The sequence below is a fragment of the Cellulomonas sp. URHE0023 genome, from assembly GCF_000688475.1.
In the GTDB taxonomy this organism is placed as follows: Bacteria; Actinomycetota; Actinomycetes; order Actinomycetales; family Cellulomonadaceae; genus Cellulomonas.
The window spans coordinates 1,688,463-1,711,686 of sequence record NZ_JIAN01000005.1; the positions used below are offsets into that span (position 1 = coordinate 1,688,463).

At 71.9% G+C, this 23,224-nt stretch carries 17 protein-coding genes; 16 read left to right on the plus strand and 1 reads right to left on the minus strand.

Features of this window, described 5'->3' with window-relative positions:
• The first annotated feature begins 3 nt into the window (after positions 1-3).
• From N553_RS21900 to N553_RS21915, 10 genes are all read left to right on the plus strand, one after another.
• Positions 4-1,725: a phosphate ABC transporter substrate-binding protein PstS gene (locus tag N553_RS21900; RefSeq protein ID WP_081844429.1), complete on the plus strand. Its 1,722-nt coding sequence runs from the start codon at positions 4-6 to the stop codon at positions 1,723-1,725.
• Positions 1,722-4,397 carry a hypothetical protein gene (locus tag N553_RS0108620; RefSeq protein ID WP_028046174.1) on the plus strand — a complete coding sequence of 892 codons (2,676 nt, stop codon included), beginning with the start codon at positions 1,722-1,724 and terminating at the stop codon, positions 4,395-4,397. The genes N553_RS21900 and N553_RS0108620 overlap by 4 nt, the downstream gene beginning before the upstream one ends.
• On the plus strand, positions 4,394-5,359 hold the full coding sequence (locus N553_RS0108625; RefSeq protein ID WP_051639929.1) for a class E sortase: 966 nt from the start codon (positions 4,394-4,396) through the stop codon (positions 5,357-5,359). Before N553_RS0108620 ends, N553_RS0108625 begins: the two co-directional genes overlap by 4 nt.
• Positions 5,360-5,530: 171 nt before the next feature.
• On the plus strand, positions 5,531-6,535 hold the full coding sequence (locus N553_RS0108630) for a substrate-binding domain-containing protein (RefSeq protein WP_231505200.1): 1,005 nt from the start codon (positions 5,531-5,533) through the stop codon (positions 6,533-6,535).
• Between the two features lie 120 nt (positions 6,536-6,655).
• Entirely contained in the window at positions 6,656-8,386 is a 1,731-nt protein-coding gene (locus N553_RS0108635; RefSeq protein WP_028046177.1) for an Ig-like domain-containing protein, read from the plus strand.
• Between the two features lie 225 nt (positions 8,387-8,611).
• The gene (locus tag N553_RS0108640; RefSeq protein ID WP_028046178.1) at positions 8,612-9,751 is read left to right on the plus strand and encodes a hypothetical protein; all 1,140 of its coding nucleotides are present in this window, start codon (positions 8,612-8,614) and stop codon (positions 9,749-9,751) included.
• Positions 9,752-9,880: 129 nt separating this feature from the next.
• The gene (locus tag N553_RS24230) at positions 9,881-11,299 is read left to right on the plus strand and encodes an Ig-like domain-containing protein (RefSeq protein ID WP_028046179.1); all 1,419 of its coding nucleotides are present in this window, start codon (positions 9,881-9,883) and stop codon (positions 11,297-11,299) included.
• 82 nt (positions 11,300-11,381) lie between these two features.
• On the plus strand, positions 11,382-12,926 hold the full coding sequence (locus N553_RS24235; protein ID WP_051639930.1) for a WxL protein peptidoglycan domain-containing protein: 1,545 nt from the start codon (positions 11,382-11,384) through the stop codon (positions 12,924-12,926).
• Positions 12,927-13,138: 212 nt separating this feature from the next.
• The gene (locus N553_RS0108655; protein ID WP_231505224.1) at positions 13,139-13,912 is read left to right on the plus strand and encodes a phosphate ABC transporter ATP-binding protein; all 774 of its coding nucleotides are present in this window, start codon (positions 13,139-13,141) and stop codon (positions 13,910-13,912) included.
• A gap of 263 nt (positions 13,913-14,175) precedes the next feature.
• Entirely contained in the window at positions 14,176-15,585 is a 1,410-nt protein-coding gene (locus N553_RS21915) for an NlpC/P60 family protein (RefSeq protein ID WP_081844490.1), read from the plus strand.
• Positions 15,586-15,638: 53 nt separating this feature from the next.
• Here N553_RS21915 and N553_RS0108665 read toward each other — a convergent pair whose 3' ends face one another.
• Positions 15,639-16,136, minus strand: coding sequence for an inorganic diphosphatase (locus tag N553_RS0108665; RefSeq protein ID WP_028046181.1), 498 nt, complete (start codon positions 16,134-16,136; stop codon positions 15,639-15,641).
• Positions 16,137-16,289: 153 nt separating this feature from the next.
• On the opposite strand from N553_RS0108665, the gene N553_RS0108670 reads away from it, so the two are divergent.
• From N553_RS0108670 to folE, 6 genes are all read left to right on the plus strand, one after another.
• Positions 16,290-17,702, plus strand: a complete 1,413-nt coding sequence (locus N553_RS0108670) for a D-alanyl-D-alanine carboxypeptidase/D-alanyl-D-alanine-endopeptidase (RefSeq protein ID WP_028046182.1) — start codon at positions 16,290-16,292, stop codon at positions 17,700-17,702.
• 97 nt (positions 17,703-17,799) lie between these two features.
• Entirely contained in the window at positions 17,800-18,846 is a 1,047-nt protein-coding gene (locus N553_RS0108675; RefSeq protein WP_028046183.1) for a zinc-dependent metalloprotease, read from the plus strand.
• A 13-nt stretch (positions 18,847-18,859) separates the two neighbouring features.
• Complete coding sequence (gene tilS / locus N553_RS0108680) at positions 18,860-19,855, plus strand: tRNA lysidine(34) synthetase TilS (RefSeq protein ID WP_028046184.1); 996 nt, start codon at positions 18,860-18,862, stop codon at positions 19,853-19,855.
• Between the two features lie 29 nt (positions 19,856-19,884).
• Positions 19,885-20,439 carry a hypoxanthine phosphoribosyltransferase gene (hpt, locus tag N553_RS0108685; RefSeq protein ID WP_028046185.1) on the plus strand — a complete coding sequence of 185 codons (555 nt, stop codon included), beginning with the start codon at positions 19,885-19,887 and terminating at the stop codon, positions 20,437-20,439.
• A 128-nt stretch (positions 20,440-20,567) separates the two neighbouring features.
• A complete protein-coding gene (gene ftsH, locus N553_RS0108690; RefSeq protein WP_028046186.1) occupies positions 20,568-22,598 on the plus strand; it encodes an ATP-dependent zinc metalloprotease FtsH in 2,031 nt (676 codons plus the stop codon).
• Between the two features lie 10 nt (positions 22,599-22,608).
• Positions 22,609-23,211 (plus strand): GTP cyclohydrolase I FolE, encoded by a 603-nt coding sequence (folE, locus tag N553_RS0108695; protein WP_028046187.1) that lies wholly within the window; start codon positions 22,609-22,611, stop codon positions 23,209-23,211.
• Positions 23,212-23,224: the final 13 nt, after the last annotated feature.

Consider the following 23,224-nt stretch of genomic DNA (forward strand, 5'->3'; position numbering starts at 1 on the left):
CCGATGCCACACTCCCTCGTCGCGACCCGCCGACACCGGCGGGCCCGATGGAAGCGCGCCGCGTCCGCAGCGCTCGCCGCGGTCGTCGTCGCGATCCTCGGTCTGCTCGCCGCGTCCCCCGCGTCGGCTGCCTACGGCCAGATCGAGGGGACCGGGTCCACCTGGAGCCAGGTGATCGTCGACCAGTGGATCGCCGACGTCTCCGCCAACGGCATGCAGGTGGTGTACACCGGCGGCGGCTCGTCCAAGGGGCGCAAGGACTTCGCGCAGGGCTCGACCGATTTCGCCATCTCGGAGATCCCCTACCAGGGCGCAGCCGAGCAGGACACGTCAGGGGGCCGAGAGTTCGCGTACCTGCCGATCGTCGCCGGCGGGACGTCGTTCACCTACCACCTGGAGGCGGGCGGGAAGCTCGTCCGGGACATCCGGCTGTCCGGGGAGACGATCGCAAAGATCTTCACGGGCGCGATCACGAAGTGGAACGACCCGCAGATCTCGTCCGACAACAACGGGCGCACGTTCCCGGACACCGCGATCATCCCCGTCGTCCGCTCGGACGGCTCGGGCACGACGGCGCAGTTCACGACCTGGCTGGACAAGCAGTACCCGAGCCTGTGGCGGAGCGTCTACGCCAAGGGTGGGCTCACGTCGTACTACCCGCAGATCCCGTCGGCGGTCGGCGCGTCCAGCTCGGACCAGGTCATGAACTCGATCTCGGCCCCGTCGGGCAACGGGACGATCGGCTACGTCGAGTACTCCTACCCCGTGAACAAGGGCTACCCCGTGGTCAAGGTGCTCAACGCCGGCGGCTTCTACGTCGAGCCCACCCAGTACAACGTCGCCGTCGCGCTGACCACGGCGAAGATCAACACCGCGGACCCGACGGCGGAGAACTACCTCACGCAGGACCTTTCCGAGGTGTACACGAACGGTGACCCCCGGGCCTACCCGCTGTCGTCCTACTCGTACATGCTCATCCCCACCGCCTCGGACGACTCCCGGATGAAGGGGCAGACCAACAAGCGGCAGACCTTGGTCGACTTCCTCTTCTACTCGCTCTGCGAAGGACAAGGGAAGGCCGGCGCATACGGCTACTCCCCGCTGCCGCTCAACCTGGTGCAGGCCGGGTTCGAGCAGATCGGCAAGCTGGGGGCGGCTGACGGCGACGTCGACATCGCGGGGCGAGAGCCGACCAGGTGCAACAACCCGACCTTCGTCCCCGGTGACCTGAGCAAGAACCACCTGGCTGAGGTTGCACCCCAGCCCGCGGCCTGCGACAAGTCCGGTGCCGGACCGTGCCTGGGCTCCGACCAGTCCCAGACCGCGGGCGGCGCGCCGGTGGCCGCCGGAGCTGGTGCTGGGGGCGCAGTGACGACGGCCGGAGGTGCGGCGAACGGTACGAAGGGAGGGACCGCCTCCGCTGCTTCCGGCGGAGCGCTACCCACCGCGGGTGGCGCTGCCGACACCGCGGGACAGGTGGACCCCGAGACAGGGCTGCCGGTCTCGTCGGGCGACGGCACCATGAGCGTCGCGAGCGCGTCGGTGTCCACGGTGCTGCCGCCCAGACCGGTGGGCGGCAGCCTGCTGTTCGGCGTGCTCGCAGCCATCGAGCTGCTCGCACTGGTGCTCCTGCCTGCGCTCCTGATCGTCCTGTGGCGCCGAAACCGGACCCGAGCCATCACACCGACCACCGAGGACCCGTGGCTCGACGGGGGTGCGTCATGATCGGCCGGCGGCCCGCGGCGCTGACCCGGCCCCTGCTGGTCCGGGCCGTCGCGCTCGCTGCGGTCCCGTCGATCGCTCTCGCGGCACTTCTCGCCGGACCGACCGCCACGTCGGCGCAGGCCGCCGACACGGACCCGGTGACCGCGGCGGAGTACGCGCAGACCAAGACGCTGACCCGTGCGCACCTCGAGCCTGACGGGAGCGAGAGCCTCGTCGACCAGCGCACCGTGACGGTGAGCGTCGACCACACGAACCACCTGCGCGGTCGGCAGAAGATCGGGGTGAGCTGGTCGGGCGCGCATCCGTCAGCCGCTCGGTCGAGCTCCCCCTACGGCGTCCTCGGGTTCAACTCCCAGGAGTACCCCGTGGTGATCCTGGAGTGCCGTGGCCTCGACGACCCGAGCCTGCCGGCTGCGCAGCAGCTGAGCCCTGAGACCTGCTGGACGTCGAACGCCTTCCAGCGCACCCAGTCCGCTCCGCCCCCCGTCCGGGCCGACCCGAACGACAGAGCGTGGGTCCACGACCGGTACGCGGCCGAGAGCGACCGCGCCGCCCAGCAGCTCCTGCCCGGGTGGCCGGCGGAATGCAACGCCCAGGCCGCCGGTGGTGTCGACCACCTCGTGCCGTTCATCGACGCCAAGGGCAAGGTGTGGCCGGCGTGCGACACGGCGACGATGCCGGCGGACGCGTCAGGTGAAGGGGGTGCGCTGCCGCCCGCGGAGGTCGCGGTGTACACGGCACCGGACGGCACGGGGAACTGGCAGTTCGAGGTGCGCTCGACCCAGGAGACGGAGTCGTTGGGCTGCTCGTCGTCGGTGCGGTGCTCGCTCGTGGTCATCCCGATCATGGGAATCAGCTGCGAGGGCACGAACGCCGGGTGCCGGGCCTCGGGCACGTCGATGCCGGGATCGACCTGGGACAAGCAGACCGACCCGACCGTCGGGGCCAACCTGTGGTGGTCGGAGTCCAACTGGCGCGGCCGGTTCTCCGTGCCGCTGACGTTCGGCCTGACCGCCGACGCGTGCGACGTGCTCGACTCGCGGCCTCCGGTGGACTTCTGGGGCTCGGAGCTGATCGCCCAGGCGTCGCTGCAGTGGGCGCCTGCGTACTGCCTGCGCGCGGACCGGTTCAAGTTCCGGGGCAACGCGAAGTCGGAGTCCTCCTCCGTGCGGCTCGTGGACTCCGGGCAGGGCGTGGCGGCGTTCGTGTCCTACCCGGCAGCCGCCGCCAAGAAGCAGCTCGCGTACGCGCCGGTCGCGGTGACGGGGTTCGGCATCTCGTTCGTCGTCGACCAGCCGGACAACACGGGCGAGCGGACTGAGCTCAAGCTGACCGCACGGCTGCTGGCCAAGCTGCTCAGCCAGTCCTACCGCGTGATCCTCGGTTCACCGGGACATCCCGGCATGCAGGACAACCCGCAGTCGCTCAACCGTGACCCCGAGTTCAAGGAGCTCAACCCCGGCCTGAGCGAGACGGCGACGGAGGCACGCGCCACCCTGCTGTCGTTGTCCGAGAGTGCGGACACCATGCGGGCGCTGACCTCCTACATCGCGGCCGACGCCGACGCGATGGCGTTCCTGCACGGGACGCCCGACCCGTGGGGCATGGTGGTCAACCCGGACTTCCAGTCCTCGGTCGATGCCAACGGCCTGGTGCACGGCCTCCAGCTGCCGCTCGACGAGTGGCCGCTGCTCGACACCTGGGTCCTCCCGTCGCAGAGCTGCATGAAGAAGATCACGACGCCCTACTACTCCCTGATCGCTGCACCCGTGAACAGCCTGCGAAAGATCGCCACCGCGATGATCGACGCGTGGCCCAACGCGCAGACGAAGTGCACGGACCTCCCGGACCTGCCCGTCAAGGTCAGCCGCGGTGACCCCCAGAACTACGGTTCGCGGTTCATGCTCGGCGTGGTCTCGCTCGGTGACGCCGAGCGGTACGGCCTGCATCTCGCGTCCCTGCAGACGGCCGGCACCGGGACCGGTGCGACGTTCGTCGCGCCCGACAACGCGAGCATGGCCGCGGCCGTCGCCGGTGCGACGAGCGCCGGTCCGGCGCAGGCGTTCACGCTCGACGCGGCGACGCTCCCGGACGACGCCTACCCCGGCACGATGATCGTTCAGGCAGCGGTCCCGACGACCGGGCTGTCGAGCGCTGACGCCGGCCACGTCGCACAGTTCGTCACGACGGCCACCACGGAGGGCCAGGTCCCCGGACCCGGGAACGGCCAGCTGCCGGAGGGGTTCCTGCCGATCACGGAGTTCGGAGCGACCGCGAAGCTCTTCGCGGCCGCGCAGGCCTCCGCGGCCGTCATCGCCGCGCAGAAGGGGATCCCGGCGAGCACCCCGACCACAGCGACGAGCACGGGTACCACGACCACCTCCTCCACCCTGTCGCCGGGAGCGTCGACGGGGGACGCCGCCGCTGTCGGGTCGGTGACGGGGACCGGGGACCCGAGCGAGCTGGGTGGTGCGGACATGGTGACGGTCGACGGAGAGCCCGCGCCGAGCGCGCCGGCGAGCGCCCGCACGACGGCGTCCGGTGTCGCGACGCCGGCGACGCCGGTGTCGGCCGCCCGGATCGCCATCCCGGTGGCCGCCGGGGTCGGACTGTGCGGAGCGCTCGCCCTCCCGTTCGCCTTCGGCCTCGGAGCGCGGAGGCCAGGACCGTGACCGCGACGCTGGAGAACCCGTACGCGCCGCCCAGCGACGAGCGTGTCCAGGCGGGACCGCCGCGGGGCTGGAAGCCGCCGAAGGGGCTGCGTCCGCGGGAGCCGCGTAGTGCACGCCTGCCGTTCACCGACGGTGCCCGGGCGCTGCAGATCGCGCTGGTCACCGCGGTGGCGCTCGTCGTCGGCGTGTTCGCGTACCTCGCGGTGCTGACGCCGCTGCAGGAGGCGCGCGCGCAGCGGGAGCTCGGCTCGCAGCTGCGTCAGGAGCTCGCGGCGCAGACGGCTCCGATCGGTGGCGTGATCGATCCCGGCACCCCCGTGCTGCTGCTCGAGATCCCGACCCTGGGCCTGCGCCAGGTGGTGGTCGAAGGAACGGCCGCGCAGGACCTGATGTCCGGCCCTGGGCACCGTCGCGACACGCCTCTGCCCGGACAACGGGGCGTCTCCCTCGTGTACGGCCGGTCCGGCGCGTACGGCGGCCCGTTCAAGGCGGTCCCCACCCTGAAGAAGGGCGACGGGATCATCGTGACGAACGGTCAGGGTGAGTTCACGTACCGCGTCGACGGGGTCCGGTACGCCGGCGACCCGTTCCCGGCGCCGCCGGCCGCCGACGGGTCGAGGCTGACCCTGGTCACGGGTGAGGGCCCGGGCGGCTCGGCCGGCACGCTCCTGCCCGTGCGGGTGGCGTACGTCGACGCGACGCTCGTCGGTAAGGCGGCCGTCGCGCCACCGGGTCGTGCCGGCGGGGTACCCGAGTCCGAGAAGGCGATGCAGGTGGACCCCTCCGTGTGGCCGATCGTCGTGCTCGCGCTGCAGCTGCTGCTCCTCGTGGTCCTGGTGACCGCGTTCCTCGTCCGGAAGCTGCCTGGTCGGGCGGTGTGGGTGCTGGCCGTCCCGGTCGTGGTCGCGGCGGCGTGGGTCGTGGGGGACACCTCGGCCCGGCTGCTGCCCAATCTCCTCTAGGCACGTCGCGAGCGTCGTCCCTCGGTGACGAGCCGGCAGTCCTGCGTTCACAGAAGACGCACAGCCCGTTCGCCCGGTATCGGGAGGTTGAGTCACGGGCCGGCGTCGCCGGTCCGGACAGTCGATCTCACGAAGGGTGCTTCTCCAGTGAAGCGTTCGACGATCTCGGCCATGGTGGCCACCGTTCTCCTCGGAGCGCTGGGTGTGGCCTCGGCCACGTCCGCCTCCGCCGACCCGAGCGCCCAGGGGCGCGACATCGTCGGTGTCGGGTCCGACACGACGCAGTACGCACTCAACTACCTGGCCGACGGTGCCCTCGTGGGTGCGTCCGCGCGTGCAGGCTTCAACGCCGCGTCCAACTCGCGCATCGTCTCCTACGACGCACAGCTCGACGGTGTGGCTGCCGGCGTCGTCACCCAGATCCAGGTCAAGACCGGTACGGCCCTCATCAACCGCCCGAACGGCTCCGGTGCCGGCAAGGCGCTGCTGTTCGGCGGCAACAACAACCCCAACATCAACTTCGCGCGCGCCTCGAGCACGCTCAACGCCGCGGAGATCGCCGGCAACCTCCGTCAGGTGCCGTTCGCGGTCGACGGGCTCAAGCTGGCCGTGCGCGCTGCGGGCACCAACGCCCCGACCATCATCACCGGCGCTGACCTGGTCAACATCTACAACGGCACCTACGCGAACTGGAGCCAGGTCCCGGCCGGCGCCGCCCAGGGCAAGAGCGGCGTGATCGTCCCGCAGATCCCGCAGTCGGGCTCGGGCACGTACACCACCTTCATCGCCCAGCTCACGAGCCTCAACGGCGGGACCCCCGTCGTCCTGGCGCCGACCGTCGTCACGGTGCAGGAGCACGACGCTGCCCCCATCGCGGCCAACGCCAACGCTGTCGCGCCCTTCTCGACCGGCCGCGCGGCCTCCGAGCCCACCGTCGCCCTCGTCTCCGGCACGGGTTCCTACAGCTTCCAGCGGGCGCTGTACAACGTCGTCCGCGCCGCCGACCTGGGTACGCCCTGGTTCACCAACATCTTCGGCCCGGACGGTTTCATCTGCTCCGGTGGCGGTAAGGCCCTCATCGGCAAGGCCGGCTTCCAGCAGCTCGCCGGCGAGATCGACGGCGGCGCCTGCGGCGTGGCCGGTACCGCAGCGGTGACCAACTTCACGCTCTCCTGATGCCCGCGTGATGCCGGCGCACGGCGACGTGCGCCGGCATCACGAGTACCGCACGGACCAGCACGGACCAGCACGGACATCCATCCCAGCTCGTTCCTGTCCCGAAAGGACACTCTTCCCATGCGCGTCAAGAAGATCGTGGCCGGCGTCATCGCCGCCACCCTCGTAGGTGGGGCCGGCGCTGTCGCCCTGGCCACCTCCGCCTCGGCCGCCGACTTCGGCCCGACCCTTCCCGGTCCCATCTACTGGTTCAGCGCACCGTCGACGGGTCTGTCCGACCCGGCGCTCGTCGGCACCCAGGTCAACGGCTCGCTGCAGCCGGACTCGGTCGCCCGCCCGTGGCAGACGCTGGCACTCGGCGCGAACTGCCCCGCGGGGACCCTGTCGATCCAGCCCTACGTGCACATCCCGGCGCCCGGTCCCGCGATCGACTGGGACGCTGTGTCGATGGCCGCTGCGGTCAGCACCCAGGACGCGTCGGGTCGCTTCTACGACTCGGACCCGACCCAGCTGGCCGACCGGATGAACAAGCCGCAGATCCGCGCGTACGCCACGGCGCAGGGCGGCACCGCCACCCTCCCGTACATCGTCGTGTGCCAGGGCACGGCCGGCGCGCCGCTCGGTAACTTCACCACACCGCTGACCGTGACCGTCACGGCGGCGACGCCCACCACCGCGATGACGTACTCCATCCCGACGGCGGCGCTGCCCAAGATCGCCAGCACCACGACCCTGGCCGCAACGCCCACCACGGTCGAGTCCGGTTCGCCGGTCGCCCTGTCCGCGACGGTCTCGCCCGCCGCCGCGACCGGCTCGGTCGAGTTCTTCGCCGGTGCCACCTCGCTCGGTCTGGGCACCATCGCCGGCGGGGTCGCCACCCTGTCGACCTCGGCCATCCCGGTCGGCGCCGCCAACGCGATCACCGCCGTCTACGCGGGCAACGCCGCGTACGACCCGTCCACGTCGGCCCCGGTGAACGTCGCGGTGACGGCCGTGGCCGCTCGGGACACCACCACCACGCTGGCCGTCTCGCCCACCTCGGGCCCGGCCTACTCCGCCGTGAGCTTCGCCACGACGGTCACGGCCGCCACCGGCCTGCCGAACGGCACCGTGTCGTTCTACAACGGTGCGGCCCTCCTCGGCTCCGTGCCCTGCGTCGGCGGCGTCGTCCCGAGCTTCACGACGAACGCTCTCGGTGCCGGCGCTGCGTCGCTGACCGCCCAGTTCGTGGGCACGGCCCCGTACAACAACTCGACGTCCGCCGCTGTGTCCGCGACCTACGAGCTGCAGGGTGCCGTCGACCTGCAGTCGGTCGACGTCCAGATCCCGGTCGGCGCGATCACCATCACCACGCCGTACCACGCGGAGATCCCGGCCACGCCCACCACGCCGGCGATCCCGGCGACGACGCTGCACCTGGGCCAGGCGCTGCTGGACACGACCGACTCGACGTTCTCGGCCTCGGCGCCGTTCGAGGACATCGTCATCACGGACACGCGTGCCGCGACCACCGGCTTCACCGCCAAGGTCGTCTCGGGTCCGTTCACCAACGGTGTCAACACGTTCGGTGGCCAGTACGCCGGTCTGTGGAACGTCGCCGCACACCAGGTGCTCGGCAACGCGCTGCAGGCGGCCGACGTGGCCGTCTCGCAGAACCCGGCGCCCAGCGTCGCGACCGTCCTGGCGACGGACGGCCTCGGCGTGGCGAAGACCTTCGCCACCTACGCGGGCGGCGTCGGCGGCCCGAAGAACGGCTCGGTCACGCTCAACGGGACGTTCGGTGTCGACGAGGTCCCCTCGTCGGTGCAGCAGGGCACGTACACGGCGACGGTGACCTTCACGGCCATCTGATCACCTGATCGACACCGTCCCGGCCCAGGCCGACGACGGAGAGGGGCGGGGCGCTCAGGCGCCCCGCCCCTCGCGTCGTCTCGCGGCGACCGAGTCGGGTCAGGCGTTCACCGCACGTTCGTCCGTCGTGCGTTGTCGCCATCCGCGGCCGTGCGCGAGGGTTCCGGCGGGCGTGCAGACTCCAGCGCGCCTCGCGCCCTTCGGACGACCCCGGGAACCCCACTCATGCTGCAATCCGCCCGCCGCCTGCTCTCTGGCGCGCTCGCCGTGGCCGCCCTGCTGACCACGCTGGCGCTGCCCGCAGCGGCTGCAGACGAGCCTGCCCCCACCCAGGGCGCATCGGACGCCGATGCGACGACGACCCCGAAAGAGCGAGTGACGTTCGGCGTCGCACCGGCTGGTCCGCAGAGGCCGGACCAGCGGCCCTACCTGGCGTACACCGTCGCGCCGGGGTCGGTGATCCGGGACAACATCGCGGTGATCAACCAGGCGGACCACGCGCTCGAGCTCGACGTCTACCCGAGCGACGTCGAGCCGGGCTCCGAAGGCGGCCTCGAGGTGCCCGCCCGGGCCGTGGTGCCGGTCGGCGCGGGGTCCTGGGTGAGCTCCGACGTCGCGCACGTCCAGGCTCCTGCTCAGACGGCGCAGGACGGCTTCGGCTTCGTGGTCGTGCCGTTCACGGTGACGATCCCGACGAACGCGGAGCCGGGTGACCACGTCGCGGCGGTCGTCGCCGCACTGACCGCCAAGGGGGAGGCCGGTGCAGGGACCCCGGCGCTCGATCTCGAGCAGCGGGTGGCCGCACGGCTGTACATCACCGTCGACGGCGCCCTCGCACCTGGCCTCGTGATCAAGAACCTCGGAGCGTCCTTCGAGCCCGGTGGCCTCGTCTCGGCCGGGTCGGTCAAGGTCGCGTACACGCTCGAGAACACGGGCAACGTCCGGATGAAGGTCTCGCCGACCGTCCGGGTCGTCGGGCCGTTCGGGCTGCTCCCACGGAGCGCCGACGGCGAACGGATAGGCGAGCTGCTGCCCGGCGGCGAGGTGGACCAGACCGTGACCGTCTCGGACGTCTGGCCGCTCGTCCGGCTCACGACGACCGTGACGGCCGTGGCGGAGGCTCCGACAGGCGGTACGGACCCGGGCATCGACCCTGTGGGCTCCAGCACGTCCACGTGGGCCTGGCCGTGGCTTCTGGTGGGACTGGCCGCCCTGCTGATCCTCCTGGCTGCATGGCGGGCCGTGCGCAGCCGTCGCCGTCGCCGTCGTTCGACGTCACCGGGGCCCGACTCGCGTCGCGGCCGACGCGGCGCGCCGGCCCCCGCGGCGCCCGTCGCACCGCGGGACCCGGCGTCGGTCGGCTGAGCCCCGGACTCGCGCGGGCGCGCCGGTCGTCCCTCGGTCGCCTGCCAGGGGCCGAGCGTTCACCTGCGCCCAGCAGGCTCGGCCCCAGACCGTGCGCGACCGCGCCGGCCCTGAGACGAAGGATCCTCGATGAAGCTCACGAAGGTGCTGGCGACAGGCGTCGCCGGTGCACTCCTGGCCGGGATCGCTGGTGTCGCGATGGCGACGTCGGCGTCCGCCGCCGACTTCGGTCCGGCGGTCACCGGTGACATCCTGTGGTTTGACGCCCAGTCGACGGGTCTGCTCGACTCGACGCTGACCTCGGCGAACCAGGTGGACGGCTCGCTGCAGCCGGACGCTGTCGCCCGCCCGTGGAAGACGCTGGCCCTCAGCGCCAGCTGCCCGGCCGGCACCCTGACGATCCAGCCGTACGTGCACATCCCGGCGCCCGGTCCTGAGATCGACTGGGACGCGGTGTCCATGGCCGCCTCGGTCGACACCAAGGACGCGCAGGGCCGCTTCTACGACTCGGACCCTGACCAGCTGGCCGACCGGATGAACAAGCCGCAGATCCGCGCGTACGCCACGGCACAGGGCGGCACCGCCACCCTCCCGTACGTCGTCGTGTGCCAGGGCACGGCCGGCGCGCCGCTCGGCCACTTCACCACCCCGCTGACCGTGCACGTCACGGCGCCGTCGCCCACCACGGCGATCACCTACTCGATCCCGAAGGCCTCGCTGCCGACGCGCGACGGCGGCTGGGACTCCACCGGTCCGGTCGTGACGGCGACGACGACGGACCTCATGGCCGCCGCCTCCGGCGCCGACCTCGTGCTCACCGCCAACGTCGCCCCGTCTGCGGCGGCCGGGACGGTGACCTTCAAGGAGGGTGCGACCGTCCTGGGCTCCGGCTCGGTCTCGAGCGGCGTCGCCACCCAGACGGTCACCGCGCCCAGTGCGGGTGACCACGCCTACACGGCGTCCTTCGAACCGAGCGACACCGCAGCCTTCGGCCCGTCGTCGGGTTCCCAGACCTACACCGTCGTCGTCGGACCGAACGGTCAGCTGACCGTCACGCTCACCGTTCCGGCGGCTCCGGTCGTGGACGGCGCGCTGACCTTCTCGGTCCCGACCGCAGCCGTCGCCCTGTCGGGTCAGCGGGACACGGGCAACACGCGCATCACCGCCACCGCCCAGCTGGGTGGAATCACGGTCAACGACACCCGCCGTGACGGACTGCTCGCCGGCTGGAAGGTCAACGTCCAGGCGTCCGACTTCACCGGTGCCAAGGGCACGCTGAACGCCAAGTACCTCGGGTGGACCCCGGCGTTGCCGACCATCACCAAGGAGACCGCAGGCACGCTGGCCGTCCAGGCGGGGTCCGGCGTGACCTCGGCGCTCGACGACGCGAAGAGCACCGGCCTCGGGGCGAGCAAGACGCTCGCAGCGACGACCGGCACCGGTCGTGGGACCACCGCACTGGCGGCGGCGCTGAACCTGGCGATCCCCGCCGCGACCGCCGAGGGTTCGTACACCTCGACGATCACCGTGACGCTCGTCAGCAACTGAGCAAGAGAGGTGGTGGGGCGCGGGCGACCGCGCCCCACCACCTCGCCGTCGTCACACCCCACCGCGCTTCGAGGAGCAGTTCATGTTCGTTGCCTCCCGACCCGGCACACGTGTCGTGGTCCCGCTGCTCGTCGCGCTGGCCGCGCTCGTGCTGGGGCCGCTCGCGGGAACGGCCACGGCCGAGGAGGGCACGGCCGCCTGGTCAGTGACCCCGACGACCGCCGACGGCGCCGCCGACACCCGGACGCGGATCGACATCCAGCTCGACCCAGGCGGGACCACGCATGACCAGGTGCTCGTCGCCAACGCCTCGACCGCCGAGCAGACGTTCACCGTGTACGCGGCCGACGCCTTCAACACGGCGGACGGCGGGTACGACCTGCTGGCTGCTGCGACGCCGTCCACGGACGTCGGGACCTGGGTCACGGTGGCCGCGCCGACCGTGACCGTCCCCGCACTGGGCACTGCCGTCGTCGGGTTCGACGTGACCGCGCCGGCAGGTGCGACACCGGGCGACCACGCCGGAGGGATCGTCGTGTCGCTGGCCAGCGTGGCCACGGGGAACGACGGGGTCGTGATCGACTCGCGGGTCGCCGTGCGGCTCGCCGTGCGCATCTCGGGTGAGCTGACTCCCGCCCTCGAGGTCCGCAACGTGTCGGCGTCGTCCGCCGGCAGCCTGGTGCCTTTCGGCGCGAGCGCCAGCACCGTGACGTACGACCTCGTCAACACGGGGAACGTCAAGATCGTCGGCACGCCGCGTGTGCGGGTCACCGGGCCGTTCGGTGTCGGGACGACCGAGGTGGAGTCGGCGAACAGCGCCGAGGTCCTTCCCGGGCAGTCGTTCGCCGTCAAGACCGAGGTGCCCGGGGTCGCCCCGCTCGTCGTCATGACCGCGACGGTGGACGTCGACATGGTCGCAGCACCGGGGCCTGAGACGGAGATCCCACTGACCAGCAGCACCGCGCGCGGCGTCTTCCCCTCCGTTCCGTGGACCGGCCTGCTGGTCGTGCTCCTTGTCCTGGGCGCTGTGGCGCTCGTCGTGTGGCGGCGCAGGAAGCGCCGCGAGGAGGCGGAGCGGCTCTGGGCCCAGATGGTGGCCGAGTCGGGGCGTCGGGGAGCTCCGGTCGGCACGCCTCCGCAGCCGTCGACTCTCGCTGTCTCGCTGATCGCCGCCCTCGTGCTCGCCGGTCCTCTCGTGGGGCTGGGATCCGGCTTGCACGCCGAGGACAACCACGACGGCTCCGTGACGTTGCAGGTACCGCAGGCGCCCGGTCCGAAGGGGTCGACCACCGGGTCCTTGTCCGGGGCGTCGGGCGCGCACCACCGTGGCGGCACCTCCGCCGGCTCGACGCAGCCGGTGGACCAGCTCGAGGACGCCGGTGGCGCCGGCGTCGCTGAGAGCGCCGGCGGACCGACGAGCGCGCCGACGGCGCAGGCCTCGGCTCCCGACACCGTCTGGAACCCGGCGCGCGGCTGGAGCCCTGTGCAGTGGCTGCTGGTCATCATGGCCGGCGTCGGAGCCGCAGTCGCCGGTGGGCTCGCGCTCAGGGCTCGCTCGGCGCGCGTCCGGACCGCCAGCGCCGCAGCCACCGTCAACGCAGGCGCGGTCGCCGGGGGTGTCGCATGAACCGGCTGACCGGCCAGACGCCGGACCAGGGGCCGGAGTCCGAGCCGACGCACCAGGCGACCCAGACGGTCGTCCTGGCACCGGTCGACGCGGAGGCGTGGACTGCGCCGACCCCGATCCCGAGCGCGGAACCTTCTCAGGACTACGACCGGGAGCCGAACCGCCGCGTCTCGCGGAGGGCCGCTGCGCCCCAGGCCATCGAGCCGCGAGGGCTGGCAGACCTGCGTGGTCAGGAGATCTCGGCGTGGTTCGGTGACCATCTCGTCCTCGACTCGGTGTCCCTGACGATGCCTGCCGGAGCGGTCACCGCGTTGATCGGACCCTCCGGCTGTGGCAAGTCGACGTTCCTGCGCATCCTCAACCGGATGCACGAGCTGGTGCCGAGTGCGGCCATGGCCGGCAAGGTGCTGCTGGACGGCCAGGACATCTACGACCCTGCGCGCAGGCTGGTGGATGCCCGACGGCAGATCGGGATGGTCTTCCAGAAGCCGAACCCGTTCCCGGCGATGTCGATCTACGACAACGTCGTCGCCGGTCTGAAGCTGACCGGCGTGAAGGTGTCGCGGAGCGAGAAGGACCACCTGGTCGAGAGCAGCCTGACCAAGGCGGGGCTCTGGTCGGAGGTCCGCAGCCGGCTCCAGTCCCCGGGGGGCGGGCTCTCGGGCGGTCAGCAGCAGCGGCTGTGCATCGCACGCTCGCTGGCCGTGCAGCCGCGCGTGCTTCTCATGGACGAGCCGTGCTCCGCACTCGACCCCACGTCCACGCGCGTGATCGAGGAGACGATGATGTCGCTGCAGAAGGAGGTGACGATCGTCATCGTCACGCACAACATGCAGCAGGCGGCGCGGGTCTCGCAGCAGTGCGCGTTCTTCCTCGCCTCGCAGGGGACGCCGGGCGTCATCGTCGAGCATGGGGACACGCGCGCGATCTTCGAGTCGCCGCAGGACGAGCGCACGGAGGCGTACGTGAACGGCCACTTCGGCTGACGCGGCACAGGAGAGCCGTCGCGCGCGGTAGCGGTCCTCCGACGAGGACGTGCCCGAGCGGCCCCCGACAGCTCGCCGCCCGGGCAATCGGGTGATCCCGCCCGTGGATGTCCGGTTCGTCCGCATGTGCGGGCCTGTGACGCCTGGGACTCGTGTGACAGGTGTTCACTTCTGAGGTTGTGCCCGGTAACGTCCCCGAGGGCGGCCACCTGGTCGCGCTCGAGGAATCGTGGCCGGACTGCCGGCCGTCCGGCTGGAGGAACGTGAGCCCGCACGCCGCATCCCGATACCGACGTTCGTCGGTCGTCGTGACGGCCGCGCTCGTCGGGGCTCTCCTCATCGGCGCTGCCTCGGACGTCGCCGCCGCACCCCCGCAGCCCTCCCCGCCGTCGGCGCAGGACGTGCAGGACGCCAAGGGTGCGGTCGCCGCGGCGTCGCGGTCCGTCGCCGGGATGGAGGTCCGCCTCGCGCAGCTGAGCGCGACCACCGACGCGGCGAACCTCAAGGTCCAGCAGGCCGGTGAGGCCTACACGCAGGCCGTCACGGACGCCGACGCGGCAGCGCAGGCGTCGGCCGCGGCCGCGCAGGCGTCCGAGGACGCCGACGCCGCCGCGGAGGTCGCACGTCGACAGCTCGTCGCGATCGTGCGGGAGATCGCGCGCTCCGGTGGCTCCACCGACATGCTCCAGGCGCTGCTGTCGGCGGACGGCTTCCAGGACGTCGCCAGCCGCAGCTCGGCCCTGGACCGGATCAGCGGCAAGACCGACGAGGCCGTGCAGCAGTACCGCGCCTCGCAGCTCGTCTCGACCACGCTCGCCGAGCGCGCCACCACGGCCGCCGACGTCGCAGCGGCCGCGAAGACTGCCGCCGAGGACGCGCTGAAGGGTGCCCAGCAGGCCCAGGCCGACGCGGAGCAGGCGCAGGACGACGCCGCCGCGGAGCGGGACACCCTGATCGACCAGCTCGCCGCGGCCCGCGAGACGAGCGCGGACGTCGAGCGCGCCCGCCAGGACTACCTCGACCAGCAGCGTCGAGAGCGTGAGGACGCAGCAGCCCAGGCGGCCGCGCTCCGGGCGGCACCGGTGGCCGCGGCGCCCGTCGTTGCTCCCGTGGCGCCCGTCGCGCCGCCCGTGAGTGGTGGCGGTGCGGCGGCAACGAGCCCGCCGGCCACGACCCCTCCCGCGGTGACGACGCCACCGGTCAGCGCTCCTCCAGTCACGGCACCGCCGACCACGGCCCCTCCGGTGGTGGCACCGCCGAGCACGGCCTACGGCCTCGGAACGGGGACGTCGCGCGGCTCAGCGGGGGGCGGCGCGGACGCGCTCGCGTGGGCCCAGACGAAGATCGGCCTCCCGTACGTCTGGGCGGCCGCCGGCCCGGACGCCTTCGACTGCTCCGGCCTGACCATGACCGCTTGGAAGGCGGCGGGTGGCGTCAACCTCGCACGCACGTCGCGCGACCAGTACAAGCAGGTGCTGAAGATCAGCTACAACGACCTGCGTCCCGGAGACCTCGTCTTCTGGTCCACCGACGCAGGCGACCCCAACGAGATCTACCACGTGGCGATGTGGGCGGGCGGCGGCTCGATCATGGAGGCCCCGCAGCCGGGGACCCCGCTGCGGGTGACCAAGATGCGCTGGGGCTCGACCATGCCGTTCGCCGGCCGTCCGTAGCAGCAGGCACGTACCGCAACGCCCGCACCTACGGACGCTGCGGTACGACGGGCTCAGTGGCCGTAGTAGTTGGTGTCGATGGCGCGCTGGCGGCTGCGCTCGATCTCGGCCTCGGCCTCGATGCGGTCCGTCCAGTGGGCGCCCTCGACCGACTTGCCGGGCTCCAGGTCCTTGTACACCTCGAAGAAGTGCTGGATCTCGAGCCGGTGGAAGTCCGAGACGTCGTCGATGTCCTGGCGCCACGCGGCACGCTGGTCACCGGTGGGCACGCACAGGACCTTGTCGTCGCCGCCGGCCTCGTCGCGCATGCGGAACATGCCCAGGGCGCGGCAGCGGATCAGGCAGCCGGGGAACGTGGGCTCCTCCAGCAGCACCAGTGCGTCCAACGGGTCGCCGTCCTCACCGAGGGTGCCCTCGATGAAGCCGTAGTCGTCGGGGTAGCGCGTCGAGGTGAACAGCATCCTGTCGAGCCGGATACGCCCCGTCGCGTGGTCCACCTCGTACTTGTTGCGCTGACCCTTGGGGATCTCGATCGTGACGTCGAACTCCACAGCTCTCCTCCGCCCCGCGTCCGCGCCCGGGGTTCCGGGACCGGCGGTCGCAGCGACACTCGTCAGTGCGGCGCGCCGGGTGTCAGGGGCGCCATCGTCTCGGACAGTAGTCTGTCGCACCGAACGGCTGGGAACGAGCGGGACGGGGTGATCATGGCCACAGCGGGCAGAGTCGTCGGCTCGGCCCTGCTCGTCGTGGTCCTCGCCGCAGGCGCCTACGCGACGGCGGACGCCTACGACGTGGTTCCGGGTCTGGTCACCCTGGCACCCGAGCCGGCGCCGCCGAGCCCGTTCCCGACCGCACCGGGTGCCGTCGAGCCGGCGGCGCTCCAGCCAGCACTGACCGCCCTGGACCCGCAGGCGCCGGTGCCGGGCGCAGCTCAGCTCCAGCTCGTCGTCAACGGGCTCGTCGCCGATGCCCGCATGGGTGCCAGCGTCGGCGTCCTCGTGCAGGACCAGCTGACAGGGGAGACGCTCGCAGGCCATCTTCCCGACGACGGCCGCACGCCCGCGTCCACGGCGAAGCTGGTCACCGCCATCGCGAGCCTGAGCACCCTCAGCCCCGACACGACCCTGCCGACGACGGTCGTGCGGGGCGACGGCAACCGGATCGTCCTGGTCGGCGGTGGCGACATGATGCTCGCGGCCGGCGAGGGTGACCCTGCGGCGACAGAGGGCCACGCCGGCTTGGCGGACCTGGCCGCGCAGACCGCCAAGGCCCTGCAGCTCGAGGGGGCCACGACCGTCGAGCTCGGCGTCGACGACACCTTGTTCGCGGCCCCGACCCTGAACCCGGCCTGGGCCGTCCCCGACATCGCCGCAGGGTTCGTCGCGCCGGTGACGGCGCTCGCGGTGGACACCGCGAAGATCAGGTCCGGCGAGTACCCGCCGCGCTACGCGGACCCCTCGATTGCGGCTGCCAAGACGTTCGCGGCACGGCTCGGCGAGAACGGGATCACGGTCGCCGGGCTCCCGTTCCGGGCGGACAAGCCGTCCGAGGGCCGCGAGATCGGCAGGGTGGAGTCGGCGACGCTCGACAAGGTCGTGCACCACTTCCTCGACACGTCCGACAACACGATCACCGAGGTCGTCTCGCGGCTGGTGGCGATCCACGAGGGCCTGCCCGCGACGTTCGACGGAGCGGCGGCGGCGGTGCTGCACGCCGTCGACGTGGCGGGCGTCGACACGTCGGGTGCGCACCTGGTCGACGCGTCGGGCCTCGGGGCCGGCTCCGTCCTGCCGCCCAGCCTGCTCACCGGGCTGGTGCGGCTCTCCACGGACCCGGCCCACCCGAACCTCAGGGACGTCGCGACGGGTATGCCGATCGGGGGCCTGACGGGCACGCTCTCCGACCGCTACTCGCAGTCGCAGGCCCGCGGCCTGGTCCGGGCCAAGACCGGGAGCCTGCCGCACGTGACCGCACTGTCCGGGACGGTCCTCGACGCCGACTCGCGCCAGCTCGTCTTCGCGGTGCTCGCCGACGCGACGCCGGACGGCGGGCAGTGGGCTCCGCGCGCGGCGATCGACGAGTTCGTCAGCACGCTCGCGGCGTGCGGTTGCCACTGACGTCTGCTCGGGGCGGTCAGGGGTCGTCGTGGCGGCCGGGTTGCGCCGACGGCTGAACGCGCGCTGAGCGCGCGAGACCGGCGGATACCGTGGCGCTGTGGAGCCCTCGTCCAACGACCCGAGCGCCGGCCTCGTCGACTGGCCGCGCGCCGCGTCGATCGCGGGGCGGCTGGCCAAGCCTGGGCCCACCGCGGAGCGCGGACAGCTCGACGGCCTGGTGGAGGAGCTGCGCGACGCGGCGGGACGCGCGGCCGGCCACGTCGCCGCGATCACCAAGCTCACGGCCGCCGACGGTGCGGACCCGAAGGACGTGTCGAGGGTCCTCGTGGTGGACCGGCCGCACTGGGCGCGCGCGAACGCGGAGATGTTCGCCGTGATGACGGGCGGTGTGGAGGCGCCTTCGGGCCAGGGCGCGCGCATGGGCGGCGCGGTCCAGGTGGGCGGTGTGCTCGCGCTGCTGTCCAGCAAGGTGCTCGGCCAGTTCGACCCGTTCACGCCCCAGCCCGGGTTCCACGGCCGTCTGCTGCTGGTCGCCCCCAACGTGCTGCACCACGAGCGCAAGCTCAAGGTCGACTCGACGGACTTCCGGCTGTGGGTGGCGCTCCACGAGCAGACGCACGCCATGCAGTTCGCCGCCGCGCCCTGGCTCGCCGAGCACCTGCGCTCGCGCGCGGCCGAGCTCCTCGCGGACCTCACCGGAGACGCCGCACGCTCGGATCTCTTCGGGTCGGTCGCGCGTGCGTTCGGTGACGGCGGTGGCGGGATCCTCGATGCACTCTCGCCGCACCAGCGCACGGTCTTCGATGAGGTGGGAGCGGTGATGGCCGTCCTCGAGGGCCACGCGGACGTGACGATGGACGAGGTGGGCCGTTCGGTCGTCCCGACGGTCCGCACGATCCGCAAGGCCTTCGACGCGCGCCGGGACGAGGCGTCCAAGGGCAAGGGTCTGGACCAGGTCCTGCGCCGGGTGCTCGGCCTCGACGTCAAGCTCGCCCAGTACCGCGACGGCGCGAAGTTCGTCCGCGAGGTGCGCCGGTCGGTGGGGACCGTCGGGTTCAACGCGGTCTTCGAGTCGCCCGAGAACCTGCCGTTGCCGCAGGAGATCGCGGACCCGCGCGCGTGGGTGCGCCGGGTGCACGCGTGAGCCGGGGGCCCGGGTGACCGGTCCGGCCCCCGCGGTCGCGGCGATCCGGTCGGCGGTCGCCGCGGCGCTGGCCGACGTCGGTCCGGGCGAGCTGGTCCTCGTCGCGTGCTCGGGCGGCCCGGACTCGCTCGCCCTCGCGGCGGGTGCGGCGTTCGTCGGGAGGACCGCGGGCTGGCGAGTCGGGGCGGTCGTCGTCGACCACGGCCTGCAGGACGGGTCCGCCGAGATCGCCGCGAGCGCCGCGGCCACGTGCGTGGAGCTCGGGCTCGACCCGGTCGAGGTGGTTCGCGTCGACGTGGGCGGAACCGGCGGACCTGAGGCCGCCGCGCGCGCCGCGCGGTACACGGCGCTCGAGGCGTCCGACGCGACCGCGATCCTGCTCGGCCACACCCTGGACGACCAGGCCGAGACCGTCCTGCTGGGCCTCGCGCGCGGTTCCGGCGCCCGCGCGCTCGCCGGGATGCCGGCGGTCCGGGGCCGGTTCAGGCGCCCACTGCTCGGGCTCCGGCGCGCGGACACGGAGGCGGCGTGCGCTGCCCAGGGCCTGACGCCGTGGCAGGACCCGACGAACGACGGCGCGCACGCGGACGCCCGGCTGAGGAGCCGCGTCCGCTCCGAGGTGCTGCCCACCCTGGAACGCGTGCTGGGCCCGGGGGTTGCGCAGTCGCTGGCGCGCACGGCGGCCCAGCTTCGCGAGGACGCGGACGTGCTGGACGCGCTCGCGGACCAGCTCGTCACCGAGCTGACGCACGACCTGACGCACGACGCCGCCGGGCTGGACGTCGACGTGCTGGCGAACGCCCCCGACGCGGTCCGCCGGCGCGCGCTGCGCATGGCGCTGGTCGCCGCGGGCAGCCCGGCGGGCGCCTTGACCAGGGCCCACGTGCTGGCCGTCGACGCGCTCGTGACGGACTGGCACGGACAGGGCCCGGTGGCGCTCCCGGGCCGGGTCGCCGCACGCCGCGCGTATGGCAGGCTTGCACTCGGCCCGGCGGACACGAGCGCCTAGCCGCAGCACAACGACGAGGAGCGACTTCGGTGGACCCCCAGGACATGGGTGACGACCTCGAGCGGGTGCTCCTCACGGAAGAGCAGCTGCACGGCCGTCTCGACGAGATCGCGGCGCAGATCGACGCCGACTACGCCGGCAAGGACCTCCTCCTGGTGGGCGTGCTGAAGGGCGCCGTGATGGTCATGGCCGACCTCGCGCGGCGGCTGCACTCGACCGTCCAGATGGACTGGATGGCCGTGTCTTCCTACGGGTCCGGCACCAAGTCCTCGGGCGTGGTCCGCATCCTCAAGGACCTCGACGCGGACCTCACGGGCCGGCACGTCCTGATCGTCGAGGACATCATCGACTCGGGCCTGACGCTCTCCTGGCTGCTGTCCAACCTGCGCTCGCGCGGTCCGGCCACCGTCGAGGTCGCGACGATGCTCCGCAAGCCCGATGCGGCGAAGGTGGACGTCGACGTGCGGTATGTCGGGTTCGAGATCCCGAACGAGTTCGTCGTGGGCTACGGCCTCGACTATGCCGAGAGGTACCGCAACCTGCCCTTCGTCGGCACGCTCGCGCCGAGGGTCTACGGGGCCTGAGCAGCGACGCGACGGCCGCCGGCTCGTGTGCGCCCTCGGTGAACACGGTCGGTGCCTGCAGGTTCATCGGGTAACTTCGAGCAACCACACCCGCGAGCGGAGGATGAGGGGCTCGGCCCCGATCACCCATGAACGTCAAGCGTCTTTCTCGTAGCTTCCTCCCGTGGATCGCGCTCGCGATCGTCCTCGCGATCTTCGGCTTCAGCTCCATCAACCAGCCCAAGGTCAGCAGCATCGACACGTCGGACGGCATGGCCCTCATCGCAGCGGGCAAGGTCGACCAGGCGAAGATCACCGAGGGTGTCCAGCGGGTCAACCTCACGTTGGCCGACGACTTCACCAAGGGTGAGAAGAACTTCGGCAAGCTCGTCCAGTTCAACTACGTGGTGCCGCAGGGCGAGTCCGTGGTGGACGCGATCGCCGAGGCGAACCCGAAGGACGGCTACACCTCGGACGTCCCGCAGACCCCGTGGTGGATCAGCGTCCTGACGTTCCTCATCCCGCTGATCGTCATCATCGGCCTGTTCTTCTTCCTCAGCTCGCAGATGCAGGGCGGCGGGTCGCGGGTGATGAGCTTCGGCAAGTCGCGCGCCAAGCTGGTCAACAAGGAGTCCCCGCAGGTCACCTTCGCGGACGTCGCCGGTGTCGACGAGGCCGTGGAAGAGCTCGAGGAGATCAAGGACTTCCTCGCCGATCCCGCGAAGTTCCAGGCGGTCGGCGCCAAGATCCCCAAGGGTGTGCTGCTCTACGGGCAGCCGGGTACCGGCAAGACCCTGCTCGCGCGCGCCGTCGCCGGTGAGGCCGGGGTGCCGTTCTACTCGATCTCCGGCTCGGACTTCGTCGAGATGTTCGTCGGCGTCGGCGCGAGCCGTGTGCGTGACCTGTTCGACCAGGCCAAGCAGAACGCCCCGGCGATCATCTTCATCGACGAGATCGACGCCGTCGGCCGGCACCGTGGCGCCGGCATGGGCGGCGGCCACGACGAGCGTGAGCAGACGCTCAACCAGATGCTCGTCGAGATGGACGGGTTCGACGCGAACGCGAACGTCATCCTCATCGCGGCGACCAACCGTCCCGACATCCTGGACCCGGCGCTTCTGCGCCCGGGGCGCTTCGACCGTCAGGTCGCCGTCGACGCACCCGACCTGAAGGGTCGCGAGCAGATCCTCAAGGTGCACTCGCAGGGCAAGCCGATGGCGCCGCACGTCGACCTCAACGTGGTCGCCCGCCGCACGCCCGGTTTCACGGGTGCTGACCTGGCCAACGTGCTCAACGAGGCGGCGCTGCTGACCGCGCGCACGGGACAGCAGATCATCACGGACCACACGCTCGACGAGGCGATCGACCGCGTCATCGCCGGTCCGCAGAAGCGCACTCGGGTGATGAACTCCAAGGAGATCAAGATCACCGCGTACCACGAGGGCGGGCACGCCCTGGTGGCGACCGCGCTGCGGTACACGGACCCCGTCACGAAGGTGACGATCCTGCCGCGCGGCCGGGCCCTCGGGTACACGATGGTCATGCCGACCGAGGACAAGTACTCGACCACCCGCAACGAGCTGCTGGACACGCTGGCCTACGCCATGGGCGGTCGCGTCGCGGAGGAGCTCGTCTTCCACGACCCGACGACGGGCGCCAGCAACGACATCGAGAAGGCGTCGGCCACGGCCCGCAAGATGGTCACGCAGTTCGGCATGAGCGCGCGGCTCGGAGCGATCCAGCTGGGCCAGGCGTCCGGCGAGGTCTTCATGGGCCGCGACATGGGCCACCAGCGCGACTACTCCGAAGACGTCGCCGCGTCGATCGACCTCGAGGTGCGCTCCCTGATCGAGCGGGCGCACGACGAGGCCTGGGAGATCCTCGTCGAGTACCGCGACGTGCTCGACGCGCTGGTCCTCGAGCTGCTCGACAAGGAGACGCTCAACCAGGAGCAGCTGGCCAAGATCTTCGAGCCGATCACCAAGCGCCCGCCGCGGCAGATCTGGCTCTCGAGCGACCAGCGCGCCGTCTCGGACCGCCCGCCGGTCATGACGGCCGCCGAGCTCGCCGAGCGCAACGGCAAGCCGATCATCCCCGAGGACGAGGCTGCCGAGGCCTTCGGGTTCCCTGGCGAGCACATCGTGCAGGTCCCGCCGGGCCAGACGCCGGACAAGAGCTGACGTGGGCGACATCGGGCCGGCCACCGCGCACAGGGGTGCAGCGGTCGCCGCATACGACCAGGCTCGTGTCGAGGCGGCGATCCGTGAGCTGCTCCTCGCCGTCGGTGAGGACCCCGACCGCGAAGGTCTGCGCGAGACACCCGCCCGGGTGGCCCGCTCGTACAAGGAGATCTTCGCCGGGCTGTTCCAGGAGCCGGCCGACGTCCTGACCACCACCTTCGACCTCGGCCACGACGAGATGGTGCTGGTCAAGGACATCGAGGTGTACTCCACCTGCGAGCACCACCTCGTCCCGTTCCACGGCGTCGCGCACGTCGGGTACATCCCCGGTGCCGACGGCCGGATCACCGGCCTGAGCAAGGTGGCGCGGCTGGTCGACGTGTTCGCGCGCCGACCGCAGGTGCAGGAGCGCCTGACGGCTCAGATCGCCGACGCGATGGTGGCCGAGCTCGAACCGCGCGGCGTCCTCGTCGTCGTGGAGTGCGAGCACCTGTGCATGTCGATGCGCGGCGTGCGGAAGCCGGGCTCCCGGACGGTGACGTCCGCGGTGCGTGGGCAGATGCGCGACGTCGCGACGCGGGCTGAGGCCATGAGTCTCGTGCTCGGTCGCTGACACCTGCCGACCG

Bases quoted from the DNA above. Each gene is read 5' to 3' on its own strand.
- N553_RS21900 (WP_081844429.1), top strand. From the start codon at position 4: ATGCCACACTCCCTCGTCGCGACCCGCCGACACCGGCGGGCCCGATGG.
- N553_RS0108620 (WP_028046174.1), top strand. From the start codon at position 1,722: ATGATCGGCCGGCGGCCCGCGGCGCTGACCCGGCCCCTGCTGGTCCGG.
- N553_RS0108630 (WP_231505200.1), top strand. From the start codon at position 5,531: ATGGTGGCCACCGTTCTCCTCGGAGCGCTGGGTGTGGCCTCGGCCACG.
- N553_RS0108635 (WP_028046177.1), top strand. From the start codon at position 6,656: ATGCGCGTCAAGAAGATCGTGGCCGGCGTCATCGCCGCCACCCTCGTA.
- N553_RS0108640 (WP_028046178.1), top strand. From the start codon at position 8,612: ATGCTGCAATCCGCCCGCCGCCTGCTCTCTGGCGCGCTCGCCGTGGCC.
- N553_RS24230 (WP_028046179.1), top strand. From the start codon at position 9,881: ATGAAGCTCACGAAGGTGCTGGCGACAGGCGTCGCCGGTGCACTCCTG.
- N553_RS24235 (WP_051639930.1), top strand. From the start codon at position 11,382: ATGTTCGTTGCCTCCCGACCCGGCACACGTGTCGTGGTCCCGCTGCTC.
- N553_RS0108670 (WP_028046182.1), top strand. From the start codon at position 16,290: ATGGCCACAGCGGGCAGAGTCGTCGGCTCGGCCCTGCTCGTCGTGGTC.
- ftsH (WP_028046186.1), top strand. From the start codon at position 20,568: ATGAACGTCAAGCGTCTTTCTCGTAGCTTCCTCCCGTGGATCGCGCTC.